The organism is Pseudomonas sp. PAMC 26793, from assembly GCF_000313235.1.
Taxonomy (GTDB): domain Bacteria; phylum Pseudomonadota; class Gammaproteobacteria; order Pseudomonadales; family Pseudomonadaceae; genus Aquipseudomonas; species Aquipseudomonas yamanorum.
Window position 1 is genome coordinate 1 of sequence record NZ_AMXG01000031.1, and the last position, 18,904, is coordinate 18,904.

Here is an 18,904-nt window from a genome sequence, read left to right on the forward strand (position 1 = left end):
ACGGGGCGCCTAAGATCAAGATCAAGATCAAAAGCAAGAGCACAGCGGCCTACCGGCCGACTTGAGTGCTGAAGAGCAAAATCAAAATCTAAAGCGGGCACGGTCAAATGTGGGAGCTGGCTTGCCTGCGATAGCATCAACTGGGTACACCTGATGCACCGAGGTGTCTGCATCGCAGGCAAGCCAGCTCCCACAGAAAAGCAGCTCTGTTTTCGCTCTGGCTTTTGATCTGGCTTTTAACACTCAAGCCGGCCGGTAGGCCGCTGTGCTCTGCTTTTGATCTGCTTTTGATTTTGATCTCGGGCCCCGTCAACCACGATGGCCGCAAGTAGGCACGGTGGAGCGGGTAAATCGGCAGGGATGCCGATTTAGCCGCGCCGGGCCATGGATGGCCCGTCGCGGCGGCCCGCAGAACCGGGCCGGAGGGCGGGCATGCCGAGCCTAGGCGAGGCACCGAGTGGTGGGGCAAAGACCTTTTGGTTACTTTTGGGGCGTTTGCCAAAAGTGACCCGCTGTAAGAGCGGAACCATAGGCGGCCGTTACCGCAGCAATGGATATGTACACAAACCCCACTCCTCACCCAGCCGCCAAAGAAGGCTCCAACTGCCGCTGAGCCAACCAAATCTCCTCCTGCAACCACTGCGCAAACACCTGCAACTGCGGCGTATCCGTCTGCTCCGGCCGGGTCACCAACCAATACGACTGATGCCCCTCCACATGCACATTCAACACCTGCGTCAACTGCCCGCTGGCCAACTCCGAAGCCACCATATGCCAATCCGCAATGGTAATCCCCAACCCATCGATCGCCGCCCGAATCGCCAAATCCAGCAGGTCAAACTCATACCCACCCTCAATATCAACCCCACTGATCCGCGCCGCATCCAGCCAATGCTTCCAGGTCAAATACCGCTGATCCTCCCGCGCCAGCACATGCAGCAACGTCATGCGATTCAGGTCTATCCCGTCACTCCACTCCCGGGCATACAACGACGGCGCGCACACTGCAATGTGCCGCTCCTGAATCAACAACGAGCTGTCCAACCCATCCCACTCCCCATCGCCAAACCGGATCGCACAATCAAGGGTGCTGGTCTCCGCCAGGCTGTCCTGCAACCGCGTGGTAATGCTCAGCTCCAACTCCGGATGCTGCTCGCGAAGGCGCCCCAACCGCGGCATCAACCAACGATTGGTAAACGTCGGCGGCGCGTTGATGTGCAAGCGATTGGCATGGGACTTCTGCTGGATACTGCGCACCGTCAGCTCGATCTTGTCGAACGATTGGTGCAATGCCCGTAGCAACACGCGCCCGGCACTGGTCAATTCCAGGTGGTGGTGGCGACGCTCCAGCAGGGCCTCGCCCAACTGTTCTTCAAGCTGGCGCACCTGGCGACTGACCGCACTCTGCGTCACGTTCAACAGCTCGGCAGCCCGGGTAAAACTGCCGGTGCTGCCGGCGACTTCGAAAGCTTTAAGGGCGTTGAGACCGGGCATTTTGCGTTTCATGGATGACACTCGGGAGCACAGGGGAAATAACCCGCACAACATACCTTTTTGTATCGGGTCAGCGGTAGCGCCCTGGGTGGACGGCGCATTAATCGCCCCAGGCACCGAATGTGTCGTTTATCGATGTATCCCGTCGCTCACGCATAAATAGCATGCGAATAACGCATGCACACTAAGACAATTAAGCATTGGTCGCCGCCCAACCATAAACGCTAGTCTGCCGATGTACTTCTTATAACTTCGCCTCTCTCTTTCGCGATTAACTTGTCGAGTTGTGGCCATGTCCAGCGCATCCGTTTCATCCCGGCGAAGTATGGGTTTACTGGCCCTTGTGTTTACCGCCTGCAACGCCACCACCCACGGTTTCAGTGTGTTTCTGTATTCGGCGCTGTTGCCGCAGATTCGCCTGGGGTTTGAACTCAGCTATAGCCAGGCCGCGTTGATCGCCGCGCTGTTGCAGCTGTTCTATATGGGTGCCTCGATTGCCAGCGGCCTGGCGGCGGCGTGGATCAGCCCGCGCAATATGGTGCGCCTGACCATCGTCCTCAGCCCCGCCCTGCTGGCCTTGGCCGTGGCCACGCCGTGGGTGTTGCCGTTTGCGCTGTGCCTGGCGCTGGTGTCGGCCTGCGCCGTATCGAACTGGAACGCGATTTCGGCTCTGGCCCAGGAGGTGATCCCGGCCACTCATCGCAGCCGGATATTGGGGCTGGCGTCGTCGGGGTCGGCGTTTGCGCTGTGTTTGAACGGCCTATTGATCGCGTTGTTGCAAGGGTTGTCCCTGCGGCAGTTCTGGCTGATCTGCGCCGGGTTGACGCTGGTTGTCACGCTGCTGACCTTATGGACATTGGCCCCGCTCAAGGAACCGGCGCCACGGGAAGTCAAGGCGCCTGCGCTGAGTCAGGTGCTGCGCCAGTGGCTGAAGCTGTGTGTGGCGCAACCGGTGGCGATGCAGATCGTGGTGCTCAGCGCGTTTATCGGCGCCATCAGCGGGCCGTTCCTGAACTTCCTTTCGGCGTTTGTCAGCGAGCAGTTGCAGGCCAGCGCCTCGGTCACCGGGTCGATGTGGACGTTGATCGGCATCGGCGGTGTCATCGGTGGCTTGCTGCTGGGTACGCTGGCAGACCGTTGGGGCGCGTTGCGGGTGATGGCCCTGAGTATCGGCGCGTTTGGCCTCGGCATGCTTGGCTTGCTCGGGCATCCCAGCCTGTTGCTGAGCTGGCTGGCCGCCGGGCTGTTCGCGCTGTTTTATTTCCCGTGCTGGGGCCTGATGGCCGCCTACGTCGGCGCCCGGCTCGGCCCGGTGCAGAGTCTGCAGGTGGTGAGCCTGAGCATGGTCAGCTACGGCCTGGCGAGCGCTACCGGCAATGCGCTGTGCGGCTGGTTGCTGCAAGTCACCGGCGAGTTTGCGGTGGTGCACGGCTGGATCGTGGCCTGGGTGCTGGCCAGCCTGTTATTGCTGAAGCGCATGGCCCATCGACAAACTGCCGAGGCGCTGGCCGCCCAGATGCCCTGAGTGGCCCAATTGCCGGCGCAGAATCTCCACCAGTGCATCCACTTCCGGCACCTGGCAACCGGCTGAGCGCCAGAACATCAGGCGTGCCGGCGCAATCGGCGGGAAGCCCTGGCGCTCGTCCAGGATCTGCCAGTCAGGCGGCACCAGGCGACGCGCCATCACGCCGACCGACAGCCCTTGCTCGATCGCAATCGCAATGCCCCGCGGACTCTGGCTGGTGTAGACCACCTGCCACGAGCGTCCGGACTGGGCCAGCGCCTGCACCGCATTCGCACGAAACGCACAGCCCTCGGCATACACCGCCAGCGGCACCGACTGACGCCCCACGCAGCTCCAGCTGGGCGCCGCCACCCACACCAGCGGCTCGTCGCACAGGTATTCGCCGGCCTGCAAACCGGCGTGCTCCACCCCCAGCACCAGGTCCAGCTCGCCCCGTTGCAGGCGCCCCACCAGGGCCGTGGACATCTCGCAGCACACGTCGGGCCGCACCTGGGCGAACTGCGTCTGGAAGTCCTTGAGCATCCCGCCCAGGCAATACTCGGCGTAGTCCTCGGGCATGCCGAGGTGGATGCACACCTGTTCATTGGGCAATTGCGCGGCGCTGACGGCCTCGCTGTGCAGCTTGAGGATCTGCCGGGCGTAGATCAGAAAGGTTTCGCCACTGGGGGTCAGGCCCACCGAGCGGCTGGTACGGCGGATCAGCGGCGTGCCGACGATGTCTTCCAGGCGCTGCAGGCTCTGGCTGACGGTGGATTGAGTCTTGTGCAGGCGCTCGGCGGCGGCCGAGAAACCCTGGCACTCGATAATTGCCACAAACACTTTAAGCAGGGTGCCATCCAGTTCGCCCGACATAACTATCGCCCTCCCCGATGGATTCGATCACAACTTGTAATTTCCACTTTGCACCTCGTTCAGCAACTATCGGGTCAGCCAAAAAACACCAACTGATAGTTCCGGGAGTCTTGCATGAGCCTTCAACTTGCTGACGCTGAAGTGGGCGATATCAGCGACATTATTAATACCGAACTGTATCCCATACATGATTCGGGCCATGTTCAATTACAGGCCCTGATCGAACACGCCCGGGCCGAACTGGCGGAAGACGGTTGCTGCCTGCTGAAGAACTTCCTGCGCCCCGCCGCGCTGGAACAGGCACGCCTGGAAGGCCTGGCGCTGTCGGGCAAGACGTTCTACTCGGTGCGCAAGGTCAATGCCTACTTCACCGAAGATGACGCTTCCCTGCCCCAGGATGATCCGCGCCGCACGTTCATGGAGCGCACCAGCGGTTTTGTGACCCGCGACATGATTGCCCCGGACGCCATCATCCACCGGCTGTACGTGTCGCCGATGATGAAACGCTTTATCGGCGCCTGCCTCGATGAGCCGGAAATCTACGAATACGCCGACCCGTTCGCCGGGCTGGTGATCAACGTGATGCCCGACGGTACCGAGCAGCCCTGGCACTTCGACACCAACGAATTCATCGTCAGCATGATGACCCAGAAGCCCGAGGCCGGTGGGCTGTTCGAATACGCGCCGATGATTCGTTCCCGCACCCAGGAGAACCTCGGCGCAGTGGGCAAGGTGGTACGCGGCGAAGACCGTTCGCGGGTAAAGGAACTGGAGCTCAACCCCGGTGACTTGCAGATTTTCAAGGGGCGTTTTTCGGTGCACCGCGTCACCCGTGTCGAAGGCGCCACAGAGCGCAATACGGCGATCTTCGCCTACTCCGAAAAGCCCGGAATCATCGGCCGCGCCCAGCGCACCAAGCAGCTTTACGGACGCCTGTCCGAAGCACATCTGCAAGCCGAACGCAACCTGGTCCGCAGCGACCAGTTGCTCGACTGATTCGACCTCTCAAAAAACTAAAAAACCGTCTTTGCCCTGCGAGGAACACCCCATGAGTCTGTCCGGCCCCAACCGCAACCCCGCCGATTGCGAACCTACCTATGACGAAATCCAGCAGATCCAACTGGACCGCCTGCAACGGGTACGCAACGAACTGAAAAAGCGCGACTACGCCGCCTGCGTGCTGTTCGACCCCACCCACATGCGCTACGCCACCGGCTCGCGCAACATGCAGGTGTACTCGGCCCGCAACCCGGCCCGCTATGCGTTTATCCCGGCCGAAGGTCCGGTGGTGGTGTTCGAGTTCGGCGGTTGCCTGCACCTGGCCGAAACCCTCAACACCGTCGATGAAGTGCGCCCGGCCAAGGCCATCTCCTATTACTTCTGCGAAAGTTTCCTGGGCAATGTCACCGCCGACTGGGCCGCCGAAATCGACGAACTGGTGCGTCAATGCGGCGGCGGCAAACGCATCGCCATTGAGAGCGCCACTTCGGCCGCGGCCTTCGAACTGCAAAAGCTCGGCTATCAGATATTCGATGCCCAGGAACCGCTGGAACGTGCGCGCTGCATCAAGGTGCCGAACGAACTCAAGATGATCCGCGCCAGCCTGCGCGCCACCGAAGCCGGGGTGCGGCTGATGGAAAGCAAGCTCACCCCCGGCATCAGCGAGAACGAACTGTGGTCGCACCTGCACCAGCACGTGATCGCCACCGACGGCGATTACGTCGAGACCCGCCTGCTGTCCTCCGGCCCGCGCACCAACCCATGGTTCCAGGAATGCAGCACCCGGCCCATCGAAGCCGGCGACCTAGTGGCGCTGGACACTGACGTGGTCGGGCGTTTCGGTTATTACGCCGACTTCTCACGGACCTTTCTCTGCGGTGAACAGGCCGCCACCGCCAAGCAGCAGGAGTTGTACAAGCTGGCCTACGAGCAAGTGCAGACCAACATGGAAATGCTCAAGGCCGGGCGCAGTTTCAAGGAGTACGCGGAACTGGCCTGGAAGATTCCCGAGCATTACAAAAACAACCGTTACTTCGCCCTGGTGCACGGGGTGGGCATGACCGGTGAATACCCCTACGTGGTGCACCGCGAAGACATTGATGCCCTCGGCTACGACGGCGTGTTCGAAGCCGGGATGACCATCTGCGTGGAAAGCTACATCGGCCACGACGACGGCGGCGAAGGGGTCAAGCTGGAAGAGCAGATCTACATCCACGAACACGGCATCGAGTTGCTCTCCGACTACCCGTTCGACCCGCGCTTGTTGAGGTACTGATCGTTCCCACGCTCTGCGTGGGCATGCATCCCGTGACGCTCTGCGTCACCGTTTCGCAGAGGGGACGCGGAACGTCCGGGGCAGCATTCCCACGCAGAGCGCGGGAACGATCGGTCGGCGGGGAGCGACATGTAACATGCGTTTATAGAACGTTCCAATGCAGAATTTGTCGTTTGTCGATCTTTGCGCAAATGACAAAACTGCGGGCATCTCTAATAAAAACAACATGAGAGCTGCCCTATGTCCCGTCCCATTGCCACCCTCCCGACTTCGTTGCGCCTTGTTCTTCTGCCGGCTTCACAGCGGTCACGGTCGCGCCTGCCCGGCGCTCGCCACTGACCCTTGCGGTTCAACAAAAAAACGCACATTCGCAAGTACCGGAGAGGCTTATGAAAGAGTTGACTACCCTGGACGGCGCCGCGCCGCATCCAGCCGTAAATGATCTGTGTGCCCACGTGCAAAGCGGCGAAATCAACCGCCGCCAATTCCTGCGCACGGCCGCGCTGCTGGGCATCACCGTCGCCAGCGCCAGCACCTTTCTCGGCTCCGCACTGCTGGGCAATGACGCCCAGGCCGCCGAGCCGCGCCAGGGCGGCAGCCTGCGGTTTGCCTGCGCTATCCAGGAAATCCAGGACCCGATGCTGATCACCTGGATCGAAGCCTCGAACCTGTTGCGCAACTCGGTGGAATACCTGACCTGGGTCGATGCTGACAACATCACCCACCCGTATCTCGCCGAGAGCTGGAGCCCGTCGGAAGACCTTTCCACCTGGACCTTCAACCTGCGCCAGAACGTGAAGTGGAGCAACGGCGACACCTTCAACGTCGACGACGTGCAGCACAATATCGAACGCTGGATTGCCGCCGACTCCAAGTCGGTGAACCGCACCGCATTCCAGGACATCAAGGCCTTCGAGAAAGTCAGCGACTTCCAGTTCCGCCTGGTGCTCAAGCGGCCGATCCTGGCGATCCCGGAGATGCTCAACGCTTTCACCTGCGCCATCGTGCACCGCAGCTTCAAGGCCGGTGATGACTGGGCGAAAAACCCGTTGGGCACCGGGCCGTTCAAGCTGGTGTCGTTCGCGGTGAACAAGCAGGCGACCTTCGCCAAGCGCGCCGATTACTGGGGCAAACCGGCCAACCTCGACGAACTGCGCTACGTCGACATGGGCACCGACGTGTCCACTCACCTCGCCGCCCTGCAAGCCGGGCAAGTGGACGTGCTGTACCGCGTGACCGTGGCCGAGCTGGACCTGGCCAAGCGGTTGCCCGGGGCCCAGTTGCTCACCTGCAAATCCGCGCAAACCGTGGTGATGCGCATGGCCTGCGACCAGAAGCCCTTCACCGATCTGCGCATCCGCAAGGCCGTGGTGCTGTGCGCCGACAACGCGCAGATGCTGAAGATCGCTTATCGCGGCATGGGCACCCTTGGCGAAGACCATCATGTGGCGCCCTCCCACCCCGAATATTTCCCGTTGCCCAAGCGTAACCGCGACGTGGCGGCGGCGAAGAAGCTGCTGGCCGAGGCCGGCTTCCCGAACGGCATCGACATCGACCTGATCGTCGGCAACACCCAGGGCCGTTATGAGCAGGACTGTGCGCAGATCCTGCAACAGAACTGCCTGGAAGCCGGGATCCGCATCAACCTCAAAGTGATCCCCGCTGCGCAGTACTGGCCGATCTGGGACAAGGCCGCTTTCAGCCTGACCTACTGGGCCCATCGTCCGCTGGGTGTAATGTCCCTGGAGCTGGCCTACCGTGGCGGTGGCGCCTGGAACGAAAGCCATTACAGCGACCCGGCGTTCGATGCCGCGCTGGACAAGGCCATGGGCATCATCGACCCGAAACAGCGCGCCGTGGCGATGGAAGATGTCGAACGCATCCTGCAGGACGCCTGCGTGATCGTGCAGCCGTTCTGGGGCGACAAGTTCACCGCCGTGAGCAAAAAGGTCCAGGGCTTCCAGGTGCACCCTTCCGACTTCTACCCGATGGACAGTGTGTGGATGAGCGCTTGATTCAGGCGCTTCCTGCTTCCTGCCCGCACTCGGGCAGGCATCCCTTGAACAGTCGGAGCATGCACCCATGGCTCATTTTCTGATGCGCAAGTTATTGGCGCTGGTGGCGACCCTGCTGTCGGTGTCATTGATCGTGTTCCTGGCCCTGGAACTGAACATCGAAGACGTGGCGATCAACGTCCTCGGCCCCTATTCCGCCGCCGACCAGCGCGCGGCGTGGCTGGTGGAACATGGCTACAACCAACCCTTTGTGTGGCGCTACCTGGTGTGGCTCAAGGACTTTGTCAGCGGCGACTGGGGCACCTCGGTGTACTTTCGCGAATCGGTGATCAAGCTGCTGCTGCCGAACCTCGCGCAAACCCTGACCCTGGCCGGCCTGGCCTTGTTGGTGATGGTGCCGGTGGCGCTGACCCTGGGCGTGCTCGCCGGGATTCGCCAGGGCTCGGTACTGGACCGCCTGGTGTCATTCCTGTCGATTGTCACCACCTCGATTCCCGACTTTGCCAGCGCGGTGTTCGTCTCGGCGATCTTTGTGTTCTGGCTCAACTGGCTGCCCGGCGTCAGCAGCATGAGCGAGGGTTTCAGCGCGGTGGAACTGGTGCTGCCGTTGATGGTGCTGTGCCTGTTCGGCATCGGCTACCTGGCACGCATCACCCGCGCCTCGATGGTGGAAGTGATGCAGGCGCCGTACATCCGCACTGCACGGCTCAAGGGTGCGTCGACCTCACGCATCGTGCTGCGTCATGCCCTGCGCAATGTGCTGATCGCGCCGGTCACGGTGATCATGCTGTACATCCCGTGGCTGCTGTCCAACGTGATCGTGGTGGAGGTGTTCTTCGCCTACAAGGGCTTCGGCTCGCTGCTGTACACCGCCTCGCTGAACCACGACGTGTACCTGATCGAAGCCTGCGCGATGGTCAGTGCCGTGGTGGTGGGCATCACCAAGATCTTCTCGGACCTGGCCTACACCTGGCTCAACCCGCGCATCACCCTGCGCAGCCTCGGCGGAGGTGCCCAATGAATGTCCTGCAATCCTTCAAACATCCCTTGGCGCTGCTCGGCCTGCTGCTGGTGGGCGGCTGGGTGCTGATCGCGCTGTTTGCGCCGTGGATCGCGCCCCATGACCCGCTGGAAAGCTTCACGCCCTTACTCACCCCAATGACCGCAGGCGACAACGGCCAGAGCTTCTTGCTGGGCACCGACATGATCGGCCGCGACATTCTTTCGCGGCTGATCTGGGGCACCCGCACCGTGTTGTTCTGGTCGATCCTCGCCACCCTCACCGCGTTTGCCGTCGGCATCGCCATGGGCCTGTGCGCCGGTTACTTCAACGGCTGGGTCGACAGCGTGCTGTCGTATGTGGCGGACACGGTGCTGTCGTTCCCGGTGCTGGTGTTGTACATCGTGATCATCATCGCCCTCGGCGCTTCGGCGCTGAATATCCTGATTGCGGTGACCTTCACCAGCGCGCCGGCGATCTTCCGGATCATGCGCGCCCTGACCATCGACATCCGCTCCCGCGACTACGTGCTCAGCGCCATCACCCAGGGCGAAGGGTCGCTGCGGATCATGCTGGTGGAAATCCTGCCCAACTGCGGCGGCCCGTTGATTGTCGATTTCTGCCTGCGCATCGGCTACACCGCGATCATGATCGGCGCCCTGGGCTTCCTCGGCCTCGGCCTGCCACCACCGACACCGGACTGGGGCGGCATGATCAACGACGGCCGCGCCATGGCCATCGCCTTCCCGCACCTGGTGATCTTCCCGTGCATCGCCATCTCCACCCTGATGCTGGGCCTGAGCCTGCTGGCGGACGGCCTGGATGAATACGCCCAGAAAGGCGCAAGGAGTTGAGCATGAACCCCACACAAGTGCTGCGGGTGCAGAACCTGTCCATCGAACTGCCCATCGGCGCCGACCGTAGCCACGCGGTGCAGGGCATCAGCCTGGAGGTGCGCAAGGGTGAAATCCTTTGCGTGATCGGCGAGTCCGGCTCGGGCAAGTCCGTGCTGTCGGCAGCGATCATGGGCGACTACGCCAAGGGTTTGCGGCATACCGAAGGCGTGATCGACTTTCTCGGCGATGACATTTGTACCCTCGATGAGGAGCGTTTGCGCCAGCTGCGGGGAAACCGCATTGCGATGATTTTCCAGGAGCCCATGGCGGCGCTGAACCCGGCGATTCGCATCGGCAAGCAAGTGGAAGAGATCTTCGATATCCATCCGCCGCAGATGCCTGCCGCTGAGCGCTGCGAGCGCATGCTCGCGTTGCTGGAATCCACCCAACTGCCAGACCCACCACGCATCGCCAACAGCTTTCCCCACCAGTTATCCGGTGGCCAATGCCAGCGGGTGGTGATTGCCATGGCCCTGGCGATGAATCCGGATTTGCTGATCGCCGACGAACCCACCACGGCGCTGGATGTGACCACCCAGGCGCAAGTGCTGAAGCTGGTGCGCGAGCTGCGCGGTCGCGGGCAACACGGCATTCTGTTTATCACCCATGACTTCGGCGTGGTGGCGCAGATTGCCGACCGTATCGCGGTGATGGAAGGCGGCCGGCTGGTGGAAATCGGCGAGCGCGACCAGGTGCTGAACGCTCCGGCCCACGCCTACACCCGCAAGCTGATTGCGGCGGTGCCGGCGCTGCATCCAGAGCTGCACAAACCGAGTGCCGACGGCGACCTGGCGTTGCGCATCGAGAACCTGACCAAGACCTACACCGTCGGCGGCAGCTCGGTGGCGGCCTTGCGCAATGTCTCGCTGCAACTGCCCCGGGGCAAGACGCTGGCGATTGTCGGCGAGTCGGGTTCGGGGAAAAGTACATTGGTGAAAGCGGCGATCCGCCTGGTGGACAGCGACAGTGGCCATGTTTGGGTCGGCGACACCGACTTCCTGGCCCTGCGCGGCTCTGCGCTGGCGGCCAATCGGCGGCGCATCCAGATGATTTTCCAGGACCCGTACGGCTCCCTCAATCCTCGGCATCGGGTGGGTGACATCATCGCCCGCGCGGCGCAGCTGCGCGGGTTGTCAGCCAAGGATGCGTGGGCTGAAGCCGGTGATTTGCTGGAACAAGTGGGACTCAAGCGCGACGCCCTCAAGCGCAAGCCCCGGCAGTTCTCCGGCGGCCAGCGCCAGCGCATCGGCATCGCCCGCGCCCTGGCGATGCGCCCGGAAGTGTTGATCGCCGACGAGAGCGTGTCGGCCCTGGATGTCTCGGTGCAGAAACAGGTGCTGGAGCTGTTGGCGGAACTGCAACAGCGCCTGAACCTGAGCATCCTGTTCATCACCCACGACCTGCGGGTGGCGGCGCAGATCAGCGACTACATCGCGGTGATGCGCCAGGGTGAAGTCGTGGAATACGGCACTGCCGAGCAAGTGCTGCTGCGCCCCCGGAATACTTACACCCAGACCTTGCTGGCGGCCGCCCCCGGCGCCTCGGAGCTGCCCGCCGCCGGCCCGCCGCTGCGGCTGATTCGCCCGCAAGCGCACTGAGCCAACCCTTTACCCCGCGTCGCAGCGTTCGCTGCGGCAAGGGGCTGCTGTTGCCAAAAAATAACCAATAACGAGAGCAAAACCATGCGACCAACCCTTCGTTACATCGCCCTGGTCCCTGTGCTCGGCGCCCTTGCGGCACCGGCCATGGCCGTGCAAGTCACCGACAACCTGGACCTCGGCGGCGCCATACGCGCCCGTTGGGACTACGACCCGGATCGCGGCATCCAGAAGTTCGGCCTGGATACCGCGTTCCTCAGCGCCAAGTACAACTCCGACACCTGGATCGGCGAGGCGCAGTACCGGTTCTACGGGCGCTCCTACCCGTACCAGTACACCAAGAACTACGGCGATATCCAGTTCGCCAAGTTCGCCTGGGTGGGCTACAAATTCAACCCCGACCAGCAGGTGCAAGTGGGCCTTAACACCGTGCCGTTTGGTTTGCAGCCGTACTTCGGCAGCACTTTCTACGAGACCCTGGGTAACGTCATCGGCCTGGAAGATGTGCAGCAGGTGGGCGCCAAGTACATCCAGCAAAGCGGCGACTGGAACATCCAGGCCGGTTACTACCTGCGCCCCGCGTGGCAAGGCAAAGGCACGAGCAAGGGCGTGACCTATTCCAGCGTGATCTCCGAAGCCGACAGCTACGTGGGCGACGGCAGCAACAACCAGGAACGCAATACCGTGGTGGTGCGGGTGGCCAAGGCCATGGACCTGGGGGGCTGGAAATCGGAAGTCGGGCTGTCCGGCCTGACCTCCACCCTGGAGAACAAAGACACCAACGACGATGGCCGGCGCAACGCGGTAGCGATCCACTACCTGGGCAAGAACGGGCCATGGGGCGTGCAATTGCAGGCGGCACGGCAGCAGATGTCGCCACGCAACCCCGGCACCGACAGTGTGGTGACGTTGGGCGGGTACGACGGCACCTTCAACGTGGCCAGCCGGGGTAATCTGTATGTGGCGGACTTGAGCTACGACGTGGGGGGCAAATACCTGTTTGACCAGATCAGCGGCGTGAAGCTGTATGCCAACTACAGTGCGTTTGATAAATCCGAGGATCAGTTCAAGACGTCGCAGCGGGTGATTGTGGGGACGTCGTTTTCGGTCAGCAAATTGTGGGTGGCCACGGAGTGGTTGATCGGCAAGAACGATCCGTATATTGGCGGGAGCAGCTATACCGAGAGCCTGGGGGCTGGGGGGAGTAACCAGTGGGAGAATCAGTTGTATATGAACATTGGGTATTACTTCTAAACAGGCGGCGTCATCACTGACGCCTTCGCGAGCAAGCCCGCTCCCACATTTTGACCGCGGCGCCTATCAAATGTGGGAGCGGGCTTGCTCGTGAAGAGGCCGCCAAAAACACCATAAAAACAACAGGTGTGGAATCCATTTCATGCGCCAACTGCCCGCCCTCAACATGCTCCGCGTCTTCGAAGAAGTCGCCCGCCACCGCAGCTTCAGCCAGGCCGCCGTGGGCCTCAACGTCACCCAGGGCGCCGTCAGCCGCCAGATCAAACAACTGGAAGACTACCTCGGCGTCGCCCTCTTCATCCGCACGCCCCAGGGCCTGTCCCTGACCGAAGCCGGCTTCGCCCTCTCGCCGCACCTGAGCGACGCCTTCGACCATATCGAACGCGCCCTGCACGCCGTGCGCGTGCCCAACCTGCGCCAGCGCCTGCGCATCGTCGCCCCGCCCACCTGGGCCACCCGCTGGCTGTCCGCCCACCTGCGCAGGTTTTGCGAGCGTTACCCGGACATCAACCTCAGCGTCACCCACCAGAACAGCCACGCAAGCCTGGCGGAAATCGACTGCCAGATCCGCTTCGGCCTGGAACCGGCCACGCATTGCAGCAGTGAACTGTTGGTCATGGAACGCCACATCGCCGTCGCCAGCCCGGAACTGTTCAGCGACGGTCAGCCACCTGACCTGAGACGCTTTCCCCTACTGCACATCCTGCACGACGGCAAGCGCTTGAAGGTTTGGGAGAACTGGCTGGCGGCCATGGGCCGAGAGGACATCGATGCGGACCAGGGCCTGGAATTCAGCACCCTGGACCAGGTGATCCACACCGCCCTGGCCGGCGGTGGGTTGGCGGTGATCGACCGACAGATGATCGAACGCGAACTGGCGAATGGCAGCCTACTGCCGATCACCCCGGTGGAGGTGATCGGCCCGTATGGCTATTGGCTGGATGTGGCAAGTGACAAGCAGGGTTTATCCAAGGTGCGCTTGTTTACGCAGTGGTTGAACCGGGTGAGCAATCCCTGACACCGGTGCTTCGGCCTTGCACGCCTGGCTCAAGGTCAACGCCTTGGTTTCCGGCGCCCAGGCCCAGGAGATGATCGCCCCCAGCACCAGGATAGCGGCGAGGATGCCCATGGTCGGGCTCAGGCCGATCCCGGCCACGCTCACCGGCAACAGGAAGGTACTCACCGCCGAACCCAGGCGGCTGACGGCCGTGGCGAGGCCGATCCCGCTGGCCCGCACTTCAGTCGGGAAACTCTCCGCCGGGAACACGCCCACCAGGTTGCTCACCGCTGACAGCACCAGGGTGAACACGCCGAACGTCAGCACCATCAACCACGCCATGCTCCCCGGCAATACCGCCAGCAGGAACAGCGCTGCCGCCAGGATGATGAACGCGTTGATCAGGAATCCGCGCCGGGAGAACTTCACGGTGCACCAGATGCCGATCAAGGCGCCGATAATCAGCAGCAAATTAAGCAGCAACTCGGTGCCAAAGCCTTCGGACAGGCCCATCTTCTGCAGGATCGACGGCAGGAAGGTGTAGATGGCGAAGTACGGCATCACGATGCACACGAAGAACAGGCAGTTGAACGCGGTGCGCTTGCGGTATTCGCGGCTGAACAGCACGCCGTAGCCGGAGCGGGTTTGCGTCGACGGTTCTTCATCGAGCACCACGTGTTCGCCGAGGTGTTTTTTGACGATGGCCCGGGCTTCGGCAATCCGGCCTTGATTGACCAGCCAGCGCGGTGATTCGGGGGTGCCGATGCGCGCAAGCAGGATCAGCCCGGCAGGAATCGCCGACGAGGCCAGCATCCAGCGCCAGGCGTCATCGCCCAGGCTGAGCATGGCGGTGCCGACAAAGGTCGCGGCCACGTAGCCAACGGTCCAGACCACGCTGAAGGAGCCGAGCAGCACGCCACGGTGTTTCTTGGGCGAGAACTCGGCGAGCATCGCGTGACCGACGCTGAAATCGCCGCCCAGGCCGATGCCGATCAACACGCGGCAAAGGAACAGGCCCATGGCGGTTTCGGCATAGAACTGCATCACCGAGGCCACGGTGATCAGGACGAAGCTGACCAGGAAGATTTTCTGCCGGCCGAGGGTGTCGGAGATCCAGCCAAAGAACAGGCTGCCCATAAACAGCCCGATCAGGGCCGAGGCGCCGATCAGGCCTTGCCAGAAGGCGTCCAGTTGCATCTGTGGGCTGAGCAAGGTGAAGGCGATGCCGATCAGGCCGAGGATATAGCCGTCGGTGAAGTGGGCGCCGAAGGTCAGGCCGGCGATTTTAAGGTGGAAGCGACCGATGGGCAGGTCGTCGATCTTGATGGATGGGGTGGACATGGTGTTCTCCATATTTTTGTTCTTGACGGAGTAACAGCGGGCAAGCCCATTTCCCTGTGGGAGCGGGCTTGCTCGCGAAGGCGGTGTGTCAGTTAATGCATGTGGTGGCAGGCACACCGCTTTCGCGAGCAAGCCCGCTCCCACATTGGATCGGTGTTGTTTGGATGAATGGGGTTAGAGGCCGCCCATCAACAGGTATTTGATCTCCAGGTAATCCTCCAGGCCGTACTTGGAACCTTCACGCCCCAGGCCCGATTCCTTGATCCCGCCAAACGGCGCGACTTCGGTGGAGATGATCCCTTCGTTGATCCCGACCATGCCCGCTTCCAGGCCTTCGGCCATGCGCCACACGCGGCCGATGTCGCGGCTGTAGAAGTAGGCTGACAAGCCAAACGGCGTGTCATTGGCCCGTTGCAGCACTTCGGCTTCATCTGTAAAGCGGAAGCAGGCCGCCACCGGGCCGAAGGTTTCTTCCTGGGCGATCAACATCTCGCCGTGGGCTTCGGTAAGGATGGTCGGTTCGAAGAACGTCCCACCCAAGGCATGTCGACGACCGCCGCACAGCAGCTTGGCGCCTTTCTCCAGCGCATCGCCAACGTGGGCTTCGACCTTGGCCAGGGCCGCAGCGTTGATCAGCGGGCCTTGTTCGGTTTCGCCGTCCAGAGCGCTGCCGACACGCATCGCAGAGACCGCTTCGGCCAGTTTGCGGGTGAACGCATCGTACACACCGTCCTGGATGAAGAAGCGGTTGACGCAGACGCAGGTCTGGCCGGTGTTGCGGAATTTGGAAGCCATGGCGCCTTTGACGGCGGCGTCCAGGTCGGCATCGTCAAACACGATAAACGGCGCGTTGCCGCCCAATTCCAGGGAGACCTTTTTCAGGGTGTCGGCCGCCTGGCGCATCAGCAGCTTGCCGGTGCGGGTGGAGCCAGTGAAGGACAGCTTGCGCACAATGCTGGAGGCTTGCAGTGCGCCACCAATGGCCACGGCATCGCCGGACACGATGTTGAACACGCCGGCGGGAATCCCGGCCTGCTCCGCCAACACCGCCAGGGCAAAGGCCGACAATGGGGTTTCTTCCGACGGTTTGAGAATCATCGTGCACCCCGCCGCCAGCGCCGGGCCGACCTTGCGGGTAACCATGGCCAGGGGGAAGTTCCACGGGGTGATCGCCGCGACCACGCCAATCGCTTCCTTGGTTACGATGATCCGCGCATCGGCCTTGTGGCTCGGGATCACGTCGCCATAGGCGCGCTTGGCTTCTTCGGCGAACCACTCCAGGAAGCTCGCGGCGTAGACCACTTCGCCCATGGCTTCGGCCAGCGGCTTGCCCTGTTCGAGGCTGAGCAAGTGGGCCAGGTCTTTCTGGTTGCTCAGCATCAAGTCGCTCCAGCGCTTGAGGCGCTGGCTGCGTTCCTTGGCGGTGAGCTTGCGCCAGGCCGGCAACGCACGGTTGGCGGCGGCGATGGCCAGGTTGGTTTCCTCGGCCCCGGCGCGTTGCACCTCGGCAATCTGCGCGCCATTGGCCGGGTTGAGCACCGGGTAAACCGGCCCACCGCTGGACCATTGGCCATCGATGAAATTGCCTGTGCGAATCAGCGGGTTCATGCCACGGCCTCTATCAGGTTAAAACGGTCCAGGCCCGGACGGGCGCTGCGCAGGATGCGTTTGCCGGCGGTGTAGTCGTTGATCACATCGCACGGCGTGTAGTTGCGTTCCAGCTCGTGCAGTTCTTCGGCATCCAGTGGGGTGTTGAGGGCTGCAAGCGCGCTATCAAATTGTGCGGTGGTGTCGGCGCCCACCAGCATCACGTCCACACCCGGGTGGTTGGCTACCCACGCCTGGGCGATCTGCGCGTTGGACACGCCACGGGCACGGGCCACGCGTTGCACCGAGTGGGCGATATCGAACGACGCCTGGTCGCTGTACATCTGCTGGGTAAAGAAGTCGGTCTGGTTGCGGGTCGACTGCACTTCGCCGGTGAGCAAGCCACGAGCCAGCGGGCTGAACACCGAAACGCCCAGGCCCTGATCGCGGCAGAACGGGATCATCTCGCGCTCTTCTTCGCGGTAGGCACAGTTCAGTTGCAGTTGCATGTTGATCGGCTTGACCCAGCCATTGCGCTCGCAGGCCATGAGGATTTTCGCCAGTTGCCCGGTGAGCATGGTGGACACGCCGATGTAGCGGGCCTTGCCGGAACGCACGATGTCGTTGAGGGCGCCCATGGTTTCTTCCACCGGGGTGTTCACGTCGAAGTAATGCAGCATGAACACGTCGACGTAATCCATCCCGAGGCGGCTCAGGGAGGCGTCGATGCTGTCCATGATGTGCTTGCGCGAATGGCCGCTGGCGTTGATGCCGCTGCGGGTGCCGTAGCCGACCTTGGTGGTGACCACGATGTCTTCACGGCGGGCAACGCGCTTGAGGATGCGCCCTACCACTTCTTCGCCGACGCCTGCGGAATAGAAGTCCGCCAGGTCGATGAAGTTGACGCCGTTGTCCAGGGCGTGGGCGACGATGGGTTCGCTTTGCTTCTCATCGAAGATCCACGGTTTCCAGTCCGGGGTGCCCATGTTCATGGTGCCCAGGCACAGGCGCGAGACTTGCAGGCCGGAGTTGCCCAAACGAATGTATTGCATGGGGATGTCCTCAGGCTTTTGGCGTGTAGAAAGGGTTGCTGATGTGGTTGACCACGTCCGCCAATTGCGCGGTGTGGGGCAAGCCTGTGAGGGCGGCGCGGATCGCGGTGCGACAGGCGTTGTAGTTGTTCAGGTAGACCGCATCCAGGTCGTCGCAGGCCGGGTTGACCCAGTTGGCGGTGACAATGGCCCACTCGTCCTCGGCTTCCGGCGGCAGGGTGCCGTCGAGCAAGGCTTCAAGCACCGCCTTGGCGATCCCGGCCTGGGACGCGCCCCAGGTGGCATTGCCGTGCAAGTCACTGCCGATGGCGGCCTTGTTGACGTAGAGGGTCATGGGTTTGACCGGGATGTTCGGCTGGGCAATCACCATGAACGGGCAATGGCCCTGGCTTGGCGACGCCAGGCTGGTGGCAAACGCCTGGCCGGCCGGGCCGTTGCGTGGGCCGATCAGGATGTTGATGTGGGCAGCATTGACGCCTGGGCCTTCGAAGCCTTCGCCGATGTACAGATCAAGTGCTTTCATTTCGCAAACGCTCTTTTTTGTTATGGGGAGCTGGTTGGCGAATTTTTAGCACTGGCCCGGGTGGCGGCCGTAACCATTAAAAGTCATGGGGGTGTGAGTTTTGGTCATGGCCCTGCGACCACCGGGCCCGTCTTGCGCGTTGACCATCGTTGTTACACCCCATATAGTGTGCCCACAAACACAGACAACCACTACATAGTGTGCAAGAACGCTGAATACCGACCACACTATGCGCAGTATTTCAATGCCTTGAAGCCTGCAAAACGCACATTTTCGAACGCGGTCACGCCGTCAAACGGACCAGGAAGGAGCAATTCAATGCTGAGTTGGGATGAAGCAGATCAACCAGACACCGGTGACGTAGTCATCCGAGGCGCCAACGCCGGCCACGCCACCGAAGCCAACATGGACCGCCTCGACGGCGCCGGCGCTGCCGCCGCCCTTGAAGCCCGCAATGTGACCGCCAGCGACTCCGCCGCGATCATCCGCGCCAAG

At 62.2% G+C, this 18,904-nt stretch carries 15 protein-coding genes and 1 pseudogene; 10 read left to right on the forward strand and 6 right to left on the reverse strand.

Annotated elements, in window-relative coordinates; genetic code table 11:
- Nucleotides 1-576: 576 nt before the first annotated feature.
- The gene (locus D109_RS0113590; RefSeq protein ID WP_003218560.1) at nucleotides 577-1,506 is read right to left on the reverse strand and encodes a LysR substrate-binding domain-containing protein; all 930 of its coding nucleotides are present in this window, start codon (nucleotides 1,504-1,506) and stop codon (nucleotides 577-579) included.
- A 280-nt stretch (nucleotides 1,507-1,786) separates the two neighbouring features.
- On the opposite strand from D109_RS0113590, the gene D109_RS0113595 reads away from it, so the two are divergent.
- Nucleotides 1,787-3,019, forward strand: a complete 1,233-nt coding sequence (locus tag D109_RS0113595) for an MFS transporter (RefSeq protein ID WP_050555068.1) — start codon at nucleotides 1,787-1,789, stop codon at nucleotides 3,017-3,019.
- Here D109_RS0113595 and D109_RS0113600 read toward each other — a convergent pair.
- A complete protein-coding gene (locus D109_RS0113600) occupies nucleotides 2,957-3,871 on the reverse strand; it encodes a LysR family transcriptional regulator (protein ID WP_017477386.1) in 915 nt (304 codons plus the stop codon). The genes D109_RS0113595 and D109_RS0113600 overlap by 63 nt on opposite strands.
- A 114-nt stretch (nucleotides 3,872-3,985) precedes the next feature.
- On the opposite strand from D109_RS0113600, the gene D109_RS0113605 reads away from it, so the two are divergent.
- The 8 genes from D109_RS0113605 (at nucleotide 3,986) to D109_RS0113640 (ending at nucleotide 13,927) form a co-directional block, all read left to right on the forward strand.
- Nucleotides 3,986-4,867 carry a hypothetical protein gene (locus D109_RS0113605; RefSeq protein ID WP_017477387.1) on the forward strand — a complete coding sequence of 294 codons (882 nt, stop codon included), beginning with the start codon at nucleotides 3,986-3,988 and terminating at the stop codon, nucleotides 4,865-4,867.
- A 52-nt stretch (nucleotides 4,868-4,919) separates the two neighbouring features.
- Entirely contained in the window at nucleotides 4,920-6,146 is a 1,227-nt protein-coding gene (locus D109_RS0113610; RefSeq protein WP_017477388.1) for a Xaa-Pro peptidase family protein, read from the forward strand.
- Nucleotides 6,147-6,535: 389 nt separating this feature from the next.
- Complete coding sequence (locus D109_RS0113615) at nucleotides 6,536-8,161, forward strand: ABC transporter substrate-binding protein (RefSeq protein WP_017477389.1); 1,626 nt, start codon at nucleotides 6,536-6,538, stop codon at nucleotides 8,159-8,161.
- A gap of 67 nt (nucleotides 8,162-8,228) precedes the next feature.
- Nucleotides 8,229-9,182 (forward strand): ABC transporter permease, encoded by a 954-nt coding sequence (locus D109_RS0113620; RefSeq protein ID WP_017477390.1) that lies wholly within the window; start codon nucleotides 8,229-8,231, stop codon nucleotides 9,180-9,182.
- On the forward strand, nucleotides 9,179-10,015 hold the full coding sequence (locus D109_RS0113625; RefSeq protein ID WP_017477391.1) for an ABC transporter permease: 837 nt from the start codon (nucleotides 9,179-9,181) through the stop codon (nucleotides 10,013-10,015). The genes D109_RS0113620 and D109_RS0113625 overlap by 4 nt, the downstream gene beginning before the upstream one ends.
- A 2-nt stretch (nucleotides 10,016-10,017) precedes the next feature.
- The gene (locus D109_RS0113630) at nucleotides 10,018-11,655 is read left to right on the forward strand and encodes an ABC transporter ATP-binding protein (protein WP_017477392.1); all 1,638 of its coding nucleotides are present in this window, start codon (nucleotides 10,018-10,020) and stop codon (nucleotides 11,653-11,655) included.
- Between the two features lie 84 nt (nucleotides 11,656-11,739).
- Nucleotides 11,740-12,909 carry a hypothetical protein gene (locus D109_RS0113635; protein WP_017477393.1) on the forward strand — a complete coding sequence of 390 codons (1,170 nt, stop codon included), beginning with the start codon at nucleotides 11,740-11,742 and terminating at the stop codon, nucleotides 12,907-12,909.
- Nucleotides 12,910-13,051: 142 nt separating this feature from the next.
- Entirely contained in the window at nucleotides 13,052-13,927 is an 876-nt protein-coding gene (locus tag D109_RS0113640) for a LysR substrate-binding domain-containing protein (RefSeq protein WP_017477394.1), read from the forward strand.
- On the opposite strand, the gene D109_RS0113645 is transcribed toward D109_RS0113640, so the two are convergent.
- From D109_RS0113645 to fae, 4 genes are all read right to left on the reverse strand, one after another.
- The gene (locus tag D109_RS0113645) at nucleotides 13,874-15,247 is read right to left on the reverse strand and encodes an MFS transporter (protein WP_032868567.1); all 1,374 of its coding nucleotides are present in this window, start codon (nucleotides 15,245-15,247) and stop codon (nucleotides 13,874-13,876) included. The two genes, D109_RS0113640 and D109_RS0113645, sit on opposite strands and share 54 nt — an antisense overlap.
- A gap of 174 nt (nucleotides 15,248-15,421) precedes the next feature.
- Nucleotides 15,422-16,855: an NAD-dependent succinate-semialdehyde dehydrogenase gene (locus D109_RS0113650; protein WP_017477396.1), complete on the reverse strand. Its 1,434-nt coding sequence runs from the start codon at nucleotides 16,853-16,855 to the stop codon at nucleotides 15,422-15,424.
- Nucleotides 16,852-17,886: an aldo/keto reductase gene (locus tag D109_RS0113655; RefSeq protein ID WP_017477397.1), complete on the reverse strand. Its 1,035-nt coding sequence runs from the start codon at nucleotides 17,884-17,886 to the stop codon at nucleotides 16,852-16,854. The genes D109_RS0113650 and D109_RS0113655 overlap by 4 nt, the downstream gene beginning before the upstream one ends.
- A 10-nt stretch (nucleotides 17,887-17,896) precedes the next feature.
- A complete protein-coding gene (fae, locus tag D109_RS0113660) occupies nucleotides 17,897-18,409 on the reverse strand; it encodes a formaldehyde-activating enzyme (RefSeq protein WP_017477398.1) in 513 nt (170 codons plus the stop codon).
- Nucleotides 18,410-18,727: 318 nt separating this feature from the next.
- On the opposite strand from fae, the pseudogene D109_RS1000000134075 reads away from it, so the two are divergent.
- Nucleotides 18,728-18,904 (forward strand): annotated as a pseudogene (locus tag D109_RS1000000134075) (ribonucleotide-diphosphate reductase subunit beta); the annotation flags it as partial.